Origin of the sequence: Clostridium chrysemydis, assembly GCF_015234215.1 — a bacterium.
Classification (GTDB): domain Bacteria; phylum Bacillota; class Clostridia; order Clostridiales; family Clostridiaceae; genus Clostridium; species Clostridium chrysemydis.
Genome location: NZ_JADEKP010000004.1, coordinates 108,581 through 126,556, shown reverse-complemented (window position 1 = coordinate 126,556; position 17,976 = coordinate 108,581). Strand labels below are relative to the sequence as shown.

The following is a 17,976-nucleotide window of genomic DNA, read 5'->3' as shown; positions in this document are numbered from 1 at the left end:
TATTCTCCTAAAAACTTCTATTTATTTCATAACTTTTCGAAGCAATTGTAATTTGTTTTTAAAAGGTGCAAATCTTATAGGGAATTCAATAAACGTTCCTCTAACTAAAACTGACTTTTTGTGAGAAAAAGTTAAATAACTTTCCTCTCCGTGATAAGCTCCGATACCGCTATTACCAACTCCTCCAAAAGGAAGGTTCGGCGTAGCTACATGAATTACAGTATCGTTAATAGTCACTCCCCCAGAAGAAGTGTTTTTTAGGATATAATCAATTTTTTCTCTACTTTCAGAAAAGTAGTATAAAGCTAGAGGTTTTTCTTTTTCTTCTATAAATTCTATTATGTTTTCTAATTTTTCAAAAGTTAGTATAGGAAAAATCGGTCCAAATATCTCTTCTTCCATTATAGGACTCTCTAAATCTACGTTTTTTAGGATAGTTGGACTAACGTATTTATCTTTTATCTTTACTTCTCCTCCGTAGAAAAGTTCTCCACAATTTAAATAATCAGAGAGTCTTCTTGCATCACTTTCTCTTATTATCCTAGGAAAGTCCGGACTTTCCTCAGGGCTTTTTCCGTACTGAAGCTCTATTTCTTTAACTAAAAGATTTAAAAACTCCTCTTCTATTTCTTTGTGAACTGCTAAATAGTCCGGCGCTACGCAAGTTTGACCTGCATTTAAAAGTTTTCCCCAAACTATTCTTTTTGCAGCTAGTTTTAAGTTTGCATCCTTATCTATAATGCAGGGACTTTTTCCTCCTAGTTCTAAAGTTACAGGAATTAAATTTTTAGAAGCCTCTTTCATAACAATTTTTCCGACTCTTATACTTCCTGTAAAGAAGATGTAGTCGAATTTAAAGCTTAAAAGCTTAGAAACTGCTTCTTTTCCTTCTGAAGGTGCAACAACTCTAATATACTCTTCTTTAAAGTTATTATTTAATATTTCTTCTAAAGCTTTTGCTGTGTTTATAGAAGCTTCAGAAGGCTTTAATACTGCACAGTTTCCAGCTGAAATAGCTCCTATAAGAGGAGCTATAAGCAGCTGAAAAGGGTAATTAAAAGGTCCTATTATTAAAACTACTCCGTAAGGTTCTTTGTAGATATAGTTTTTTGACGGGAAGTAAACTATAGAACTTTTTACCCTCTTTCTTTTTGCAAAGCTTTTTAGTTTTTTTATGTGAAGGTTTATCTCGTCATAAACGACTCCAATTTCCGCCATATACCCTTCAAAATAAGACTTTGCTAAATCTTTTTTTAAAGCTTCTAGGATTTTTTCTTCATTTTCTTTTATTATTTTTTTTAGAAGCTTTAGTTTATTTATTCTAAAATCTAGATCTTTTGTGTGTCCCTTTTTAAAATATTCTTTTTGAATATTAAATGATTTTTCTAAATCCTCCATAGTTTCTCACCTCTTAAGATTACTTTATTATTTATTATAATATAAATAATTGTCATTAAACATCTTTAGAGGAATATTAAACTCTGGTAAACCTGATGCGTAAGGCGCTATTTCGTAAGATCCGTAATATATAACTAAATTTTCACCATTCAAATAAAATTTTGTGATTTTATCTACTCCTTTAAATGAAGCGCCGCTATCGAAATACTTTTCTTTATCTTTTGAGATTTGATTTTTAATTTCTGAATCTATTACTTTTTTATAATCGTAACCATTTTTAAATAATTTATCTAAAGTTAAAGAATAGCCTGTTTTTCTATCTAGAGTATAGGCTCTTTTAGTAGTTATACCGTGGGCTCCTCCTGTGAATTGATAATAATCAATAAAAAAGCTTAAGATATCTTTCTTATTTTCAGTAACAGAGTATTCAGCGTAAAGCTGAAATGGGTAATTACAGATATATCCTGTTTTTTTGTACTCATTTATAACGACTTTAGTATCGTTTATCCACCCTTTAGTCCACATATCTATTTCGTTACTTGTATGTTTTAGATTTGATGATTCTAAAATCGGAATTTTAACTTTAACTTCTAAGCATTTGTTAGAACTTTCAATATCATTCGTCTTAACTATTTCCACATCTGTTTGAAGGGGATTTGCACTTATCAACAGGGTCTGTGCAGAAAATAAAGTTATTAGACTTATCCACAAAAACAAAAAACCTTTACATGTCCTTTTTCTCATTTTAACCACTATCCTTTTTCTACATTTTTTTTAGAAATATTATCTTTTCTTATATCATTCCCTATTTTCCAAATATTATCTACAGCAGTATCAACAAGTTTTAAACAAGTTATCCACAGGCAATTGTGAATAATGTTAGTAATTTTATTCCTTTTCTTCAATAAATAAAAAAATAACCACAAACAATTAAGTTTTTGTGGTTATTTTCGTTCGTATTATTCTTTTTCTTTAGATGAACTTTTGATAAGTTTATTTATTCCTTTAAGTTCACCCTCTGTCATATATCTCCACTCTCCAGTTCTTAAACCATCAAGTTTTACATTCATTATCCTAATTCTTTTTAGCTTTTTAACTTCATACCCTAAAGCTTCGCACATCCTTCTTATTTGCCTATTCATTCCTTCTGTAAGAATTATTCTAAAAGTATATGCATTTTCTTTAGATACAAAACATTTTTTAGTTACTTTATCTAAAATCTTTATTCCATTTCCCATTTTCTTTATAAAGTTTCCATCTATTTTTTTATCTACTGTTACTATATATTCTTTTTCGTGATTGTTCCCGGCTCTTAAAATCTTATTGACTATATCTCCGTCATTAGTCATAAAAATTAATCCTTCTGAATCTTTATCTAATCTTCCTATGTTGAATATTCGTTTTTCGTGATTTATAAAATCTACAATATTACCTTTTATCTTCTTTTCTGTAGTACAAGTTATTCCAACTGGTTTATTTAAAACTATATAAACTAATTCTTCTTCTTTTGAAATTAGTTTTCCATCTACTTTTACCTTATCTGAAGATTTAACTTTAGTTCCCATAGATGCTTTCTCACCATTTATATAAACTCTTCCAGACTCTATAAGTTTATCCGCTTCTCTTCTAGAACAAATCCCAGTTTCACTTATATATTTATTTAGCCTTATTTCTTCACTTCTATCTTCGTGAACTATAATCTTTTTAGCATCTACTTTAGGCTTTTTAGTTTTTTTAGGTTTATATTCAACATTTGAATTATTATTATTTTTAAATCTTCTTTTGCTCATTAATATACCTCGATAAATTTTAAGTTTAACTATTTTCTTTTTGCATTATTTCATTTAGCTTATGCTCTGTTCCTGCATTATTTATTACTAATTCTATTTTGTTATCTATAATGTATCTTCCTGTTTTTTCAAGCATGCCATATTTTATAGGGTCGCCAGTAATAGATACAAATATTCTTCCTTCTGGTACCATACCATTATCTTTTGAATACTTAAGGACATTTCTTAAAACTTCATCGAAATTTTCGTTTAAGCCTCCTACTTCATTTAGCATTTCCTTTCCTCTATCCGTTGAAGAATATATATAGATTACTCTTCCAAAAGGATTAACATCAAGCTTAACTTGAGATGTAGTTTTTATTAAAATCGTGCTATCTATTTTCTTATATTGATGATAAAAAACAGAAACCCCAGCTATTATTAAAATAATAAATATAGCTATCGGTATTTTAAAGTCCTTCAAGCTTTTTTTCTTAGTTCCAAAACCTTCTTTTCCGACTCCTGAATCCCTATCTCTTTTAACTTTTTTGAATTCTCCAACACTAGTTAAAAGATACATACTTCTTTTAGTTACAGATAAAACCATACCTTTATTTTCTATTCCTCTTGTGATACTTATTACATTATCAAAATTACTTGAAGTATCCTTATCTAAAGTTTCATCTGCTTCTTCTTCTTTAGATTCCTCATTTTCTGTTTCTTCTTTTTTTTCAACCTCTAAACTAACTACTTTACTATCAACTTCATTAGCTTCTTCAATTTCTTCTACCTCTTCTATTTCTATTATTTCTCCATTTTCCATTATTCTAAGATAATCTTGAACTAATTTATAGTAAGGGTTTGCAAATATAACTATATATGCAATTAAATAATCATTCCATCTTTCAACAAAACTTTTAGATATAAAAGTAGTTCTTCTTAATTCTTTTATAGGTAACTCTTTATCTTTTTGAAACTTTTCTAATATTTCTAAGTTACTTGTGATATAAAGAGCTAAATTTAAAATTATATTCCTTTGTTTAATGCTTGGCTCTAATACTACAAGGTCTTTAAGTAAAACTTTATAGTCATATAATTCGTTTATTATATCATTTATTTGTTTTCTTCTAGCATCGTCTATAGTTTCACCAACTGCAAATAAGGCTGGTAAATCTTCGCTAAAACTGTATTTATTCTTCTCGAATTTTTCCACGCATAAACCCTCCCCCCAAAAAAACGTTGTCTATATATAAATTTTTATATTTTTTATTAAGCTATTATGTAATAATTATACCTTAAATATCTTCTTATTTTAAATAAATTAACATTAAAAATAAAATAATAATCACTTTTTGGAAATATTTATATAATATATTAATCAATGTTTTATAGGTTTAATATGAATTCAAATATTATATATGTTGATTTTAGATATAAAAGGCGAAAGGTATCTTACCTATACTTCTTTATAATTTTCTTTTATGTTAAACTTATAGAAGAAATAATTAACACATAAGAGGTGATTATATGCGTATAGGTCAAGGGTATGATGTCCACAAATTAGTTAAAGAAAGAGACCTTATCTTAGGAGGAGTAAAAATTCCTTACGAACTTGGTCTTTTAGGTCATTCAGATGCTGATGTTTTAGTTCACGCTATTATGGATTCCTTACTTGGAGCTTCTGCACTTGGGGATATCGGAAAACATTTCCCAGATACTGATCCTAAATACAAAGGAATTTCTAGCATTAAATTATTAGAACATGTAGGTAATTTATTAAAAGAAAATAATTACTCAATAAATAATATAGACGCTACAATAATAGCACAAAGACCCAAAATGGCTCCTCACATACAAAGTATGAGAGAAAATATCTCTAAAGCATTAGATATAAGCTTAGATAAAATTAATGTTAAAGCTACAACTGAAGAAGGCTTAGGTTTTACAGGTGCAGGACTTGGAATCTCTTCTCAAAGTATAACTTTACTAACAAAAATCTAAACATAAAACAAAAGGTTTTTCACTTTTAGTGAAAAACCTTTTTAATTTATATAATTTTGTTTTCTTCTTTTCTTCTACTCCAGTATATAACTATGGCTATTATAGCTGATATACCCATTAAATATGGATAGTATAGATATTTCATAATAGCAAAAGGTGATAACCCCGCTAGTCCTGCTGCTGAAATTAACTGAGCTCCGTATGGAATTATTCCTTGAACTGTACAAGAAAACATATCCATTATTCCAGCTACTCTCTTTCCTTCTAAACCTGTTTCATCTGATATCTCTTTTGCAATAGGACCTACAGTTACTATTGCAATAGTATTGTTTGCTGTACAAGCGTCTACAATTGCAGATAAGAAACCTATTCCAAGTTCTGCTCCCATCCTTGTCTTAAATTTCTTTAAGCCTTTTTCTAATATAAATTCTATTCCACCATTATATTTTATAAGTGCTATTGTTCCTGCAATTATTATTGAAATAATTATAAGCTCACTCATACCACCTATACCTTCTGATGCACTTTTAAAGAATGTTATTATATCTAAGCTTCCTGTAAAAATCCCTATAGCCCCTGATAAAAGAAGCCCTCCAAGTAAAACAAATATTACATTAACTCCTAAAAGTGCCGTAACTATTACTCCTATATAAGGCAATATCTTTATTAAACTATAATCAAAATTCCCCATTGAATAAGTATCATATCCTGCTGTAATAACTGCAAATATTATAGCAGTTATTATTGCAGCTGGAAGAACTATTTTAAAATTCATTTTAAACTTGTCCTTCATCTCACAACCCTGAGTTCTAGTTGCTGCGATTGTAGTATCTGATATTATAGAAAGGTTGTCCCCAAACATAGCACCACTTACTACAGCTCCAACTATTATAGCTACTGGAATACCTGTCTTTTCTGAAATCCCAACCGCTATAGGAACAAGTGCAACTATAGTTCCCATAGATGTCCCTACAGAAAGTGCTATAAAACAAGCTATTATAAATATGCCTGAAACTAGAATATTGCCAGGAAGTATTGATAATCCTAAATTCACTGTAGAATCAACAGCTCCCATAGCCTTTGCAACAGTTGCAAAAGCACCTGCTAAAACAAATATTAATATCATTAATATTATGTTAGGCTCTCCTGCCCCTTTGCAAAATATCTCAAGCTTTTTATCAAATTTCACCTTTTTATTCATAATAAGTGCAACGATTGCTGATATTAAAAATGGTACTATAACTGAAACAGCATAAAAATCTTTAGCAAGATACGCTATGCCTATGTACGATAATATAAATACTAATAAGGGCAAAAGTGCAAGAATGTTTCCTTTTTTTTCTTTCATTGTTATCTCCTCCAAATAGTTTAAGTCCATCAAGAGTTTGTATAAAACAAAAAGCTTCTGATAGAATCAGAAGCTTAAATAACAATACAATATACTCCTCTTATCTACCAGGTATAACCTGCTGGAATTAGCACCAATATATAGCTTTAGATAAACTAAATGCGCATAATGATTTCTCACTACACGTAACTATCTTTCAACTACAAAGGTTGCTGGGTTTCATCGGGCCAGTCCCTCCACCACTCTTGATAAGACTTTTAAATTTTCTATGGTTTTCATTCTAACAATGATATATATAGTTGTCAACTTTTTTAGAATAAGTTTTACATAGTTTCAGAAAGTTTTTTAAGGAATATTTCCCTTAATTCGCCTGCTTTTATTCTGTCTCTTGGAGCTTTTAAGCAAACTTCTTTCCACTCTTCTACAGTTAACCCACCGAATTTTTCTTCAATATCAGTATTTATTTTTAATGCATCTTCTATGAAATCACAAAGTTCGTCTGTTGTTTTGTAGACTTTTAGATATAAGAATTTAGTACTATCACCTAACCAAAATTTGTTGAATTTTCTTGAAAACTTAACGAGCCCTCTAACAATATCGCTATCTTGAGAATCCCAAAGCGCTCTTACTTCGTTGTATTCTTTAAGCATTTCATCAGCTTCTTCTTTAGTTATCTTTTTCTTACTAAGACCATCTGCTATAGTGTTACTTACAGTATCAAAAGGAACATCTGTAAATACTTTTTCTGTACCATATATCCATTTATAAAAAAATTCTTGTAAAAAAGAATACTGAATGTATCCTAAAAGAGCTTTTACACTAGGAAAATACGCGTATACGTTTTCAATGCCATTATTATTAGAGAAGCATAATGAATGCATGTAAATAGATTTCTCATTAGGTAATGTGTTCATGAACATATGACCTCTAATTGTCTTGTTCTTATCGACCATTTCACTCCAATAATCGAATGTGTTGTAAGATTCCCTCATAAATATCACCTTTCTTTCCAATAATCTATATAATATATTATACCATTTATTTTGATTTTTACCCTTTTTTACTAAAATATTTATAAAATATACATTTATAAATTTTTATTTTATAATTGTAATATACTTATTTATTTTACATTTTAGGAGGCTAAAACTTGTATTTTTGTGAAATTTGTAAAAAACCTGCTGATATTCATCACATCGTTCACCGCAGTGAAGGCGGTTTAGATATAGAATTGAATTATATGTATCTTTGCGAAGAACATCACAGGGGTAAAAATGGACCTCATCACTCTTTAGAGACAGATCTTTATTATAAAATTAATCTACAAAAAAAACTTTATAAAATTTTAACTAAAAGATACTACTCTATAAAAGAGCTTATGATTATCTTTAGTACAACCTCTAATAAAATTAAAAAACTAACTCGAAATATAAAACTGTATAAAGAAGGCTTTAATAGGGATGATATTATTCTTTCTTTTATGGGTGGCTCCTTTTATACAGATGAATTATTAGAAGATATAAAGCTTAAGTTACTTTTAGATAGCATTTAATTACTTTAATTATTATTTATGATTTTAAGAAAATTTATACTATTTCTATTTAAAATAAATTTTTTTATTTATTGACATCTTAAAATCTAATAACTATAATTAGATATAAATTAACTTATAAATAACACGTTGATGAGAAGAGTAAGGTGAATCCTCACTTTCAGAGAGAAGATATATCGCTGTAATTATCTTTATTTGAGCTTACCTGAAAACTACCTCGGAGTGACTCTAATCCAGTCCGTCTTTGTCACGTTACGACAAATTGAGTGATTCTTATTTTTTAAGAATAACTAGAGTGGAACCACGGGTATTATCCTCGTCTCTATATTTTATAGAGACGGGGTTTTTTTATTTTAGTAAATAACTTAAATGTTTAAATATAAATTACGAAAGGAGTTTTAAAAATGATAAAAATTAATTTAAAAGATGGATCAGTTAAAGAATTCGAAGCTGGCGCTTCTGTTTTAGATATAGCTAAAGGAATAAGTGAAGGTTTAGCTAGAAATGCTTTTTGCGGTATAGTAAACGGAGAAGTAGTAGATTTAAGACACCCAGTTAATGAAGATAGCGAGGTTGAAATTTGTACTTTCGATTCAAAAGAAGGTAAAGATGCATTAAGACATACAGCATCTCACGTTTTAGCTTACGCTGTAAAAAGATTATTCCCTGAAGCTAAAATAGCTATAGGACCAGCTATTGAAGACGGCTTCTACTACGATTTCGATAAAGAGGGTTCATTTTCAACTGAAGATTTAGAAAAAATCGAAGCTGAAATGAAAAAAATAATAAAAGAAAACCCTCAAATCGAAAGATTCGAATTATCTAGAGACGAAGCTTTAGATCTTATGAAAGATGAACCTTTCAAAGTAGAACTTATAAAAGATATTCCAGTTGATGAAGTAATTTCATTTTATAAAATAGGAGATTTCACAGACCTTTGTGCAGGACCTCACGTAATGTCACTTAAACCTATGAAAGCTATCAAACTTCTTAGAAGTGCTGGCGCTTACTTTAAAGGTGATGAAAAAAATCCTATGCTTTCAAGAATATACGGAACTGTATTCTTAAAGAAAAAAGATTTAGATGATCATTTAGAAGCTTTAGAAGAAGCTAAAAAGAGAGACCACAACAAATTAGGAAGAGAGTTAAAATTATTCACAACTAACGAAGCTGTAGGTCAAGGACTTCCTCTAATAATGCCAAAAGGAGCTAAAATAATCCAAGTTCTTCAAAGATGGATTGAAGACGAAGAAGAAAAACGTGGATATCTTTTAACTAAAACTCCTTATATGGCTAAAAGCGATCTTTACAAAATTTCAGGACACTGGGATCACTATAAAGATGGTATGTTTGTACTTGGAGATGAAGAAAAAGACGACGAGGTTCTTGCTTTAAGACCTATGACTTGTCCTTTCCAATATGCAATCTATAACTCAGAACAACATAGTTATAGAGATCTTCCAAAAAGATATGCAGAGACTTCAACTTTATTTAGAAATGAATCATCAGGAGAAATGCACGGACTTATAAGAGTTAGACAATTCACTTTAGCTGACGGTCACTTAGTTGTAACTCCAGAGCAATTAGAAGATGAATTTAAAGGTGTAGTTAGCTTAGTAGATTACGTAATGACTACTCTAGGAATAGAAAAAGACATTACTTACAGATTCTCAAAATGGGATCCAAACAACAGAGAAAAATATATAGATAATCCAGATGCTTGGAACAAAACTCAAGATATAATGAGAACTATATTAGACCACTTAAATATAGATTATATTGAAGCTGATGACGAAGCTGCTTTCTACGGACCAAAGCTTGACATCCAATTCAAGAACGTTCACGGAAAAGAAGATACAATTATCACAATTCAAATAGACTTTGCTTTAGCTGAAAGATTCGATATGACTTACATCGATCAAAACGGTGATAAACAAAGACCTTATATCATCCACAGATCTTCAATCGGATGTTATGAAAGAACTTTAGCAATGCTTATAGAAAAATATGCAGGTGCATTCCCAACTTGGTTATCACCAGTTCAAGCAAAAGTTCTTCCACTTTCAGACAAATACAACGAATATGCTGAATCAATCGTAAGCGACTTAAAAGCATATGGAGTAAGAATCGAAGGTGACTACAGAGCTGAAAAGCTTGGCTACAAAATAAGAGAAGCTAGACTTGAAAGAACTCCTTACATCTTAGTAGTTGGAGAAAAAGAAATGAACGACAAAACTGTTTCAGTTAGAAGCAGAAAGAACGACGACGAAGGTTCAATTTCTTATGAAGACTTTAAAGCTAGAATTCTTAAAGAAATCGCAAACAAAGAAAAATAATAAAATTAAAGCAGTATCTGTTACCAGATACTGCTTTTTTGATTATATTATTGCTAGTGCTGCATCCATATCATTTATAAGATCTTCTAAATCTTCTATTCCAATTGAAAATCTTATTAAATCTTCGCTTATTCCACTCTTTATTTGTTCTTCTTTTGTTAGTTGGTTGTGAGTTGTTGTTGCTGGATGTAAAAGTGATGACCTTGCATCTCCTAAATGTACAACTAAAGAAGAAAGCTTAAGTTCTCTCATCAAAGTTTTAGCAGAAGCTACTCCACCTTTTACTCCAAAAGTTATAATACCAGATGCCCCACCTTTTAAGTATTTGTTAGCTTTTTCATATTCTTTATTTCCTTCTAACAAAGGATAATTAACCCACTCTATTTTAGGATGTTTTTCTAAATACTTTGAAAACTCTAATGCATTATTAGAATGTTTTATCATCCTTAAGTGAAGTGTCTCAAGACCTAAATTAGTAAGGTATGCATTAAAAGGTGACTGTGCATTTCCTAAATCTCTTATTAACGTAACTCTTAACTTAGTTATATAAGCTGCATTTTTAAAGGTCTTTGTGTAGCTAAGTCCGTGATAACTAGGATCTTCTTCTACTAAATCATTAAACTTTCCGTTTTCCCAGTTAAAATTACCTCCATCTACTATCATTCCACCTAATGCTTGTGCGTGACCGTCTGCATATTTTGAAGTTGAATGAACTACGATATTTGCACCAAGTTTTAGTGGATTGCAGTGAATTGGTGTAGCTACCGTGTTATCAACTATAAAAGGGATATCTAGAGTTTTAGAAACTTCACTAAACTTTTCAAAGTCTAAAATATTTAATCCCGGATTTCCTATAGTTTCCCCGTATATAAGCTTCGTATTTTCTCTTGCTTCACTTAAAATTTCTTCTTTAGAAGCTTCAGGGTCTACAAATGTTACATCTATCCCCATCTTTTTTAAGTTTATTTTAAAAAGATTTACTGTACCCCCGTATAAGGTTTGCGCTGAAATAATGTGATCCCCATTTTTACATATATTTAAAACAGCATTTAAAATAGCAGCTTGTCCTGTAGATGTAGCTACAGCCGAAACTCCTCCTTCAAGCATACAAAACTTCTTCTCTAAAGCTTCTACTGTAGGATTTGATATTCTAGAATAAAGATGCCCCTCTTCTTCTAAATTAAATAATCTTTCTACAAAATCAGGATCATCATACTTATAAGTAGTACTTTGAACTATAGGTAAAACCCTAGGTTCTGTAGCTTTAGGTTCATAACCTCCTTGCACGCAGATAGTACCTTTTTTACAGTCTTTTATCATAATATAGCCCCCTTAAAATTTTATATATCTATTACTTCGTTTTCAGTAATAATTGAATCTACTTTTAAATCGTGTTCCTCTGTTTCTATCTCTTCTACAAGTTGCAATTCATAAGCTAGTGCTACCTTTTTTATATCAGAACTTATATCTTTTAGATATTTATCATAATATCCCCCTCCGTAGCCTATTCTATTTCCAATTCTATCAAACGCCACCCCAGGCATTATAATTAAATCGAACTCTTCTCCGTCTATATCTGATTTTTCCCCAACGGGTTCTAATATCTTAAACTTACTCTCTATTAAATTACTTAAGGAAGTTATTTTTAAGGCTATCATTTCTTTTTCTATAACTTTTGGAACAAAAACTTCTTTTCCTTCTTTAAGCATAATTTCTATAAGATCTTTAGTATTTATTTCTGAGCCAAAACCAATATAAATAAATATTTTTTTTGCTCTCTTATAGCTATTTAAGCTTATTAATTCATTGAATATTTTAGAATCTTTTAAGCTATTCTCTTCTTTATTTAGATCTCTTTTAGCTATAATATTTTTTCTAATACTTTTTTTGTTTAGTTTTATAGTTTCTTTTGATTTATTCATTTGTATCACCCCAAAATTAATTAAAATATCAGGGATGCTAAACACTTCTATTTAACATCCCTTAAAATTATCTTCCTATTACAACTTCTACTTTTTTAATATTAAAATCACATTCATCTGAAATTTCGTAATGCTCTAGATATTTATCTAGTATTATTCCGCTATCTTTTAAGAAGAATTCATTTAATCCAACTTCAAATCTAACTTCAGAACCTGCAAGTGGTAAGAAGTATACAACCTCATCGTCGTAATTATCTAGCATATAATTTAATATTTCTTCTGTTAATACGTTACATATAACTAAATACCCTACTTCCATGCCTCTCTTTTTATGAATTAAAGCATAGATGTTTGTATCACTTCCATAGAAATTTCTTTCCTTTATTCTAACATTATATTTACTACTATAGAAAGTAGTAATAGCTTTTTCTTGCATTTCAAATTTGTGAATATCTGATAATGATAGCTTATTTAAAGTATTTGCACTATATTCTCTAATTAATCTTACTAATTCTTCATATTTAATTTCAGCACCGTTTAATGATGCTGTATCTTTTACGATAACCCTCTCAACAACTTGCTCCACTTTCTCTTCCACCTCTTCAATAATTTTACTTGCACAAGCTTCTTTAAAAGCTTCTTCTACTTTAGCTTCTTCAGTTATTTCTTCATTTACTATTTCAATCTCGTCTTCTATTATCTCTATTTCTTCTGTTTCTTTAACTTCTTCTATTATTTCTATATCGTTATTTAAATCTTCTAAAGTTTCAAGTGGAATTTCTATAAGTTCAATATCATCGTAATCATCAAGAATATCAATTTCGTCATCTTTTTCATTCATTAACTCTTTTAAAACTTCCTTTTGAAGTTCTTCTTCATAAATCTCTGTTTCGCTTTTAAGCATCACTACATCACCTACAATTTTAAATTTAGGTGATTCTTCAATAGCTCTTAAAATATCATCTTTATTTATTTTAGGAAACCAGGTAAAAACTACAGTAGTTTTCATCTGTCTTAACCCTATAAGCATCAATTCCAATCTACTTAACATTTCTTCCATAACTGCACCCTCCACTACCCTTTGTTATATTTTTCTATATATTCTATTTTATAGTAGTATTGATTTTTTTACAATATTTTCTACAATATATTTTGAGGTAAATAAAAAAAGGTCGGAAAACCGACCCCTTACTATTCTACATATGCTATTACTTCTACTTCACAAAGAACCTTTTTAGGAAGTTCTTTAACTGCAACGCAAGATCTTGCTGGAGCATTTTTTATATACTCTGAATATACTTGATTAAATTCTCCAAAATCCGCCATATCATCTAAGAAACAAGTTGTTTTTATAACTTTATCAAAAGAAGTTCCAGCTTCTTTTAATACAGCCTCTAAATTTTCCATAACCTTCTTAGTTTGAGTTTTTATATCAGTTCCAACAATTTCAGAAGTAGCTGGATCTATTGCTATTTGCCCTGATGTAAATACCATATCTTTAAATTTTATTGCTTGCGAATAAGGACCTAAAGCCTTAGGTGCCTTATCAGTATGTACTTTATTTAACATACCCTTCAACTCCTCTCATATATCTCTTTACTTGATTATATTATTACAGTAAAATTCAGTCAACAAATCTATATAACTATAATCATAAAAATAGCTTATAAAATATAATAAAAAATAAAAATGCTAAGAGTTAACACTACTCTTAGCATTTATTTTTATTCTTTGCTTAAATTTTGTAAATCTTCAATGACCATATTTAAGACATCAATCTTAGCACGTGCTGAATCATTAGTAGGTAACCATTCTAAACCATGTTCTAATGATTCTCCTGCTCCTTTGTACTCTTCAATAAGCTCTAAGATTTTTTCTTCCATCTCTTCTCTACCTCTTTCCCTAAAAATTCTACTTTATTACTATTTCATAAATTTACTAATTTTATTCAACAGTAACTGATTTTGCTAAATTTCTAGGTTTATCAATATCGCATCCTTTTTCACTTGCAACATAGTAAGCTAATAATTGCATATGGATTGCTGCAAGAATTGGTGCAAATGAATCATCTACTTCAGGTACAGTTAATACCTTGTCTGATATTTCATTTACTTTCTTTACATCATCAAAAGATACTCCATATATCTTAGCTCCTCTTGATTTGATTTCTACTATATTACTTACCATTTTATCTATTAAATCTCTCTGTAATAGAGTTGATACGACTTTTGTTCCATCTTCTATTAAAGCTATAGTTCCATGTTTTAGTTCTCCACCTGCATAAGCTTCTGAATGAATATAAGATATTTCTTTTAATTTAAGTGATGCTTCAAGTGATAAAGCAAAATCTGCACCTCTTCCTAAGAAGAATATATCTCTTTCATCTTTTAATTCTTTTGCGATATCTAAAACCTTCTCTTTATCTTCTAATACTCCTAATACTTTCTCAGGAATACTTAGTAGTCCGCTTTTTAATTCATTTAATCTTTCAATATTTACTTTTTCCATTAGTTCTGCAAAATATATTGCTATCATATGCATAACTGCAACTTGTGTTGTGTATGCTTTTGTTGATGCTACAGCAATTTCAGGACCTGCCATAGTATAAATAACACTATCTGCTTCTCTTGAAATAGTACTTCCTACAACATTAGTTATAGCTAATGTTTTTGCACCTAACCTTTTGCAATCTCTAAGTGCTGCTAAAGTATCCGCAGTTTCACCTGATTGACTTAAAACTATTAACATAGATTTTTCTGTAACTATTGGGTTTCTATATCTAAATTCTGATGCTATATCAACTTCAACTGGTATTCTAGCTAATCTTTCTATAGCTTCTTTTCCCATTAAACCAGCATGATACGCTGTACCGCATGCAACTATATAAATTCTATCTATACCTTCTAATTCCTCTTTTGTTAATTTAAAATCTTCAAAAGTTATAGGCTCACCTTCTGTAACTCTACCACTCATAGTGTCTTTTAAAGCTTTTGGTTGTTCGTGAATTTCTTTAAGCATAAATGAATCATACCCACCTTTTTCTGCAGAATCTGCATTCCAAGTTACGTGGTATATTTCTTTAGATAAAGACTCTCCTTTATCATTAAATAGTTTTACTCCGTTTTCATCTATTAAAACAAACTCATTGTCATCTAAAAGATATACATTTCTAGTTCTGTTTAATACTGCTGGTATATCTGATGCAATAAAGTTTTCATCTTCTCCTAAACCTACTATAAGAGGACTATCTTTTCTTACTGCTATAAGCTTGTTTGGTTCTCTCTCAGAGATTACACCTATAGCATAACTTCCTTGAAGCTCTTTAGTAGCTTTAACTACTGCTTTAAATAGATCTCCCTCATAATAATGCTGTATAAGGTTTGGTATAACTTCAGTGTCAGTTTCTGATTTAAATTCTACACCTTCTCCCTTAAGCTTTTCTCTAAGCTCTAGGTAGTTTTCTATAATACCGTTATGAACAACAGCTATTTCTCCTTTAAAACTACGGTGTGGATGAGAGTTTACATCTGATGGCTCCCCGTGAGTTGCCCATCTTGTATGACCAATCCCGATTTTACCATTTAGGTTATTTTCCTCTAAATCTTTTTCTAAGTTAGCTAATCTGCCTTTATGCTTTTTAATTTCTATAGAGTTATTTTCTAATACAGCTACACCAGCTGAATCATAGCCTCTATACTCTAACTTAGATAATCCCTCCACTAAAAAGTTTGTTGCCTGTCCTTTTCCTAAATATCCTACTATTCCGCACATAATTAAAAACCTTCCTTTTGCGATAAAATCTATTTTTTTATTCAATTTTCAAAGAACTCTATTTTCTAAAAAACTCTCTAGCAGATATTAACAGGCATAATTATCCTAGAGAAACTTGTCTTTTTAAAACAAAGTTAAAATGCACCGGGCTAAATTTGTGCTAATGATTGCTCAATTAGTTTTGCTAGCCGTTAACGGTAGTGCTATACCGTGAAGTATCCGCCGAAAAATTCGATAAACTTCATCCTCGTCAACTTAAGTGAACTCCAAAATCTTCGATTTTGTAGAGTGAACTTATCCAAAGAACGTACGTGATTTGGATTTCCTCTAACCTATTAAATCTTCCATTTGGTTAATTGAACTTATCCACACACTAATTTAAAATATATCTTTCTAAAAAAGATTAAGATTAAATTCCGCTATCTTAAAATCTATTTTTAAATATAATTTACTCTTAGCTTTAAAAGTCCAACTACTTTTAGCTTATTAGTTAGGCGAAATATTTTATTTATCTCTGACCCCTAATTTAAGCTTTTATCTATTTACTTAAGTTCTGGCGCTTTAAAATTTCTTTATTAATTTTTTAAATATAATTAATCCTATCCTCTCCTTTTATATACTTTATGCCTCTCTCCCATAATATCACATTTTTTTCATTTGTCTATATATTATAATATTTTCATTTCTTAATTTTTGCTAATATTTTTTAATATTATTTACTAATTTTATCTAAAATTATATTGTTTTTTTGAGCTTTAGTCATTTTCTTTATAGCATATTCCCTTTTCATTGCATCGTTTTTTTCTTCAAACTCTTCATAATAAACTAATTCTAAAGGTCCTCTGCCTTTTGTATACTTTGCTCCCCTTCCTTCTGAGTGAGCCTTAAACCTTTTTTCTAGATTGTTTGTCCACCCTGTATAAAGGCTGCCATCATTACACTTTAATATGTATACATAGTTCATCACTTCTCCTCCTTTATATTGATTTTTTTACATTTTATGTTATAATCTCCCTATAAACATATTAGGGAGGGACCTTGCTTGTTAAACAAAAATATTATAATAAACGCTAGTGATTTTGGGCTTTCTAACGCTGTTAATTACGGAATAATAGATTCATTTAAAAACGGCGTAGTAACATCAACAGAAATAATATGTACAACTCCAGGTTTTGAGCACGCTGTTAATTTAGCTTTAGAAAATCCTGATTTAGATATTGGTGTTCATTTCTCACTTACTCTTGGTGAACCTATTTGTAAAGATTATAAACACATATTAGCTCCAACTGGAACCATGAAACAAGATTACGAATACCTTGCTACTATTCCAGTAAAGATTATCAAAGCCGAATTAGAAGCTCAATTAAAAAAAATATTAGAATCTGGAATAAAACCAACTCATATAACTTTTCATCATACTCCTTGTATTATACCAGAAATACTTAATTTAGCCTCTCAGATTTCACTTAAAACGGGTATGGTATTAAGAGCTTATGCAGAGAGAGAATTAAAATCAAAGTTTTTAAAAAAATACATATATAAAAACTCATTTGACATTGATTTTTTTAGTGATAAGATAGAAACCTTTGATGACTTTAAAAGAGTTTTTAAGGAACATATTCATAAAAATAACATAGAAATAAACTGTCAGCCTGGATATATTGATAGCTTTTTACTTAAGTCTAGTTGCTACACATTTGGACGCTTAAATGAACTAGATATCCTCTGTTCAAATGAAATAAAAGAGCTAATATCCATAAACGGTTATAAATTATTAAATTATCGCGAATATTAATAAATTCGCGATTTTTTTTATAAAATTGACTTGAAATTGACACATTAATATAATAGAATAACAAAATAAAGTTAGTCGACTAAC

General features: G+C 29.7%; 18 protein-coding genes, 1 riboswitch and 1 other annotated feature. Of the genes, 4 read left to right on the top strand and 14 right to left on the bottom strand.

Translation table 11 applies throughout. The annotated features are described in order from the left end of the window. Positions 1–21: 21 nt before the first annotated feature. The 5 genes from INR60_RS11985 to INR60_RS17655 all read right to left on the bottom strand — a co-directional run bounded on the left by INR60_RS11985 (position 22) and on the right by INR60_RS17655 (position 4,380). Positions 22–1,398: an aldehyde dehydrogenase gene (locus INR60_RS11985; RefSeq protein WP_194191774.1), complete on the bottom strand. Its 1,377-nt coding sequence runs from the start codon at positions 1,396–1,398 to the stop codon at positions 22–24. A gap of 27 nt (positions 1,399–1,425) precedes the next feature. Then, on the bottom strand, positions 1,426–2,037 hold the full coding sequence (locus INR60_RS11980) for a DUF3298 domain-containing protein (RefSeq protein ID WP_194191773.1): 612 nt from the start codon (positions 2,035–2,037) through the stop codon (positions 1,426–1,428). Between the two features lie 113 nt (positions 2,038–2,150). Continuing rightward, positions 2,151–2,303, bottom strand: a complete 153-nt coding sequence (locus INR60_RS11975; RefSeq protein WP_194191772.1) for a hypothetical protein — start codon at positions 2,301–2,303, stop codon at positions 2,151–2,153. Between the two features lie 54 nt (positions 2,304–2,357). Further along, positions 2,358–3,188 carry a 23S rRNA pseudouridine(2604) synthase RluF gene (gene rluF, locus INR60_RS11970; RefSeq protein WP_194191771.1) on the bottom strand — a complete coding sequence of 277 codons (831 nt, stop codon included), beginning with the start codon at positions 3,186–3,188 and terminating at the stop codon, positions 2,358–2,360. Positions 3,189–3,213: 25 nt separating this feature from the next. Further along, positions 3,214–4,380 carry an anti-sigma factor domain-containing protein gene (locus INR60_RS17655; RefSeq protein WP_194191770.1) on the bottom strand — a complete coding sequence of 389 codons (1,167 nt, stop codon included), beginning with the start codon at positions 4,378–4,380 and terminating at the stop codon, positions 3,214–3,216. Between the two features lie 314 nt (positions 4,381–4,694). On the opposite strand from INR60_RS17655, the gene ispF reads away from it, so the two are divergent. Further along, positions 4,695–5,168, top strand: a complete 474-nt coding sequence (ispF, locus tag INR60_RS11960) for a 2-C-methyl-D-erythritol 2,4-cyclodiphosphate synthase (protein WP_194191769.1) — start codon at positions 4,695–4,697, stop codon at positions 5,166–5,168. Between the two features lie 46 nt (positions 5,169–5,214). Here the strand turns inward: ispF and INR60_RS11955 are convergent, their stop codons facing one another. Together INR60_RS11955 and INR60_RS11950 are read right to left on the bottom strand one after the other, a co-directional pair. Then, the gene (locus INR60_RS11955; protein ID WP_194191768.1) at positions 5,215–6,516 is read right to left on the bottom strand and encodes a Na+/H+ antiporter NhaC family protein; all 1,302 of its coding nucleotides are present in this window, start codon (positions 6,514–6,516) and stop codon (positions 5,215–5,217) included. A gap of 97 nt (positions 6,517–6,613) precedes the next feature. After that, a riboswitch (SAM riboswitch) is annotated at positions 6,614–6,771 on the bottom strand. Positions 6,772–6,839: 68 nt separating this feature from the next. Beyond that, positions 6,840–7,508, bottom strand: a complete 669-nt coding sequence (locus tag INR60_RS11950) for a hypothetical protein (protein ID WP_194191767.1) — start codon at positions 7,506–7,508, stop codon at positions 6,840–6,842. Positions 7,509–7,666: 158 nt separating this feature from the next. On the opposite strand from INR60_RS11950, the gene INR60_RS11945 reads away from it, so the two are divergent. Both INR60_RS11945 and thrS read left to right on the top strand, forming a co-directional pair. Beyond that, positions 7,667–8,068 (top strand): HNH endonuclease, encoded by a 402-nt coding sequence (locus INR60_RS11945; protein WP_194191766.1) that lies wholly within the window; start codon positions 7,667–7,669, stop codon positions 8,066–8,068. Positions 8,069–8,188: 120 nt separating this feature from the next. Beyond that, positions 8,189–8,395 (top strand) — a binding site (T-box leader). A 77-nt stretch (positions 8,396–8,472) separates the two neighbouring features. After that, positions 8,473–10,404 carry a threonine--tRNA ligase gene (gene thrS / locus INR60_RS11940; RefSeq protein ID WP_194191765.1) on the top strand — a complete coding sequence of 644 codons (1,932 nt, stop codon included), beginning with the start codon at positions 8,473–8,475 and terminating at the stop codon, positions 10,402–10,404. 42 nt (positions 10,405–10,446) lie between these two features. Here thrS and INR60_RS11935 read toward each other — a convergent pair whose 3' ends face one another. The 7 genes from INR60_RS11935 to INR60_RS11905 form a co-directional block, all read right to left on the bottom strand. Then, positions 10,447–11,727, bottom strand: a complete 1,281-nt coding sequence (locus tag INR60_RS11935; protein ID WP_420797492.1) for an O-acetylhomoserine aminocarboxypropyltransferase/cysteine synthase family protein — start codon at positions 11,725–11,727, stop codon at positions 10,447–10,449. A gap of 17 nt (positions 11,728–11,744) precedes the next feature. Next, positions 11,745–12,326, bottom strand: a complete 582-nt coding sequence (locus INR60_RS11930; protein ID WP_194191763.1) for a 5-formyltetrahydrofolate cyclo-ligase — start codon at positions 12,324–12,326, stop codon at positions 11,745–11,747. Between the two features lie 67 nt (positions 12,327–12,393). Beyond that, complete coding sequence (locus INR60_RS11925) at positions 12,394–13,386, bottom strand: hypothetical protein (protein WP_194191762.1); 993 nt, start codon at positions 13,384–13,386, stop codon at positions 12,394–12,396. Positions 13,387–13,517: 131 nt separating this feature from the next. Beyond that, on the bottom strand, positions 13,518–13,895 hold the full coding sequence (locus tag INR60_RS11920) for a RidA family protein (protein ID WP_194191761.1): 378 nt from the start codon (positions 13,893–13,895) through the stop codon (positions 13,518–13,520). Between the two features lie 155 nt (positions 13,896–14,050). Continuing rightward, positions 14,051–14,209 carry a hypothetical protein gene (locus tag INR60_RS11915; protein WP_194191760.1) on the bottom strand — a complete coding sequence of 53 codons (159 nt, stop codon included), beginning with the start codon at positions 14,207–14,209 and terminating at the stop codon, positions 14,051–14,053. Between the two features lie 61 nt (positions 14,210–14,270). Continuing rightward, positions 14,271–16,097, bottom strand: a complete 1,827-nt coding sequence (gene glmS, locus INR60_RS11910) for a glutamine--fructose-6-phosphate transaminase (isomerizing) (protein ID WP_194191878.1) — start codon at positions 16,095–16,097, stop codon at positions 14,271–14,273. Between the two features lie 712 nt (positions 16,098–16,809). Continuing rightward, on the bottom strand, positions 16,810–17,061 hold the full coding sequence (locus tag INR60_RS11905) for a GIY-YIG nuclease family protein (RefSeq protein ID WP_194191759.1): 252 nt from the start codon (positions 17,059–17,061) through the stop codon (positions 16,810–16,812). A gap of 78 nt (positions 17,062–17,139) precedes the next feature. Here INR60_RS11905 and INR60_RS11900 point away from each other — a divergent pair, with 78 nt between their 5' ends. Next, entirely contained in the window at positions 17,140–17,892 is a 753-nt protein-coding gene (locus INR60_RS11900) for a ChbG/HpnK family deacetylase (RefSeq protein WP_194191758.1), read from the top strand. Positions 17,893–17,976: the final 84 nt, after the last annotated feature.

Excerpts from the sequence above, each read along its gene's own strand:
- INR60_RS11985 (WP_194191774.1), bottom strand. The coding sequence starts at position 1,398 with ATGGAGGATTTAGAAAAATCATTTAATATTCAAAAAGAATATTTTAAA.
- rluF (WP_194191771.1), bottom strand. The coding sequence starts at position 3,188 with ATGAGCAAAAGAAGATTTAAAAATAATAATAATTCAAATGTTGAATAT.
- ispF (WP_194191769.1), top strand. The coding sequence starts at position 4,695 with ATGCGTATAGGTCAAGGGTATGATGTCCACAAATTAGTTAAAGAAAGA.
- INR60_RS11955 (WP_194191768.1), bottom strand. The coding sequence starts at position 6,516 with ATGAAAGAAAAAAAAGGAAACATTCTTGCACTTTTGCCCTTATTAGTA.
- INR60_RS11950 (WP_194191767.1), bottom strand. The coding sequence starts at position 7,508 with ATGAGGGAATCTTACAACACATTCGATTATTGGAGTGAAATGGTCGAT.
- thrS (WP_194191765.1), top strand. The coding sequence starts at position 8,473 with ATGATAAAAATTAATTTAAAAGATGGATCAGTTAAAGAATTCGAAGCT.
- INR60_RS11930 (WP_194191763.1), bottom strand. The coding sequence starts at position 12,326 with ATGAATAAATCAAAAGAAACTATAAAACTAAACAAAAAAAGTATTAGA.
- INR60_RS11925 (WP_194191762.1), bottom strand. The coding sequence starts at position 13,386 with ATGGAAGAAATGTTAAGTAGATTGGAATTGATGCTTATAGGGTTAAGA.
- INR60_RS11920 (WP_194191761.1), bottom strand. The coding sequence starts at position 13,895 with ATGTTAAATAAAGTACATACTGATAAGGCACCTAAGGCTTTAGGTCCT.
- INR60_RS11915 (WP_194191760.1), bottom strand. The coding sequence starts at position 14,209 with ATGGAAGAAAAAATCTTAGAGCTTATTGAAGAGTACAAAGGAGCAGGA.
- glmS (WP_194191878.1), bottom strand. The coding sequence starts at position 16,097 with ATGTGCGGAATAGTAGGATATTTAGGAAAAGGACAGGCAACAAACTTT.
- INR60_RS11905 (WP_194191759.1), bottom strand. The coding sequence starts at position 17,061 with ATGAACTATGTATACATATTAAAGTGTAATGATGGCAGCCTTTATACA.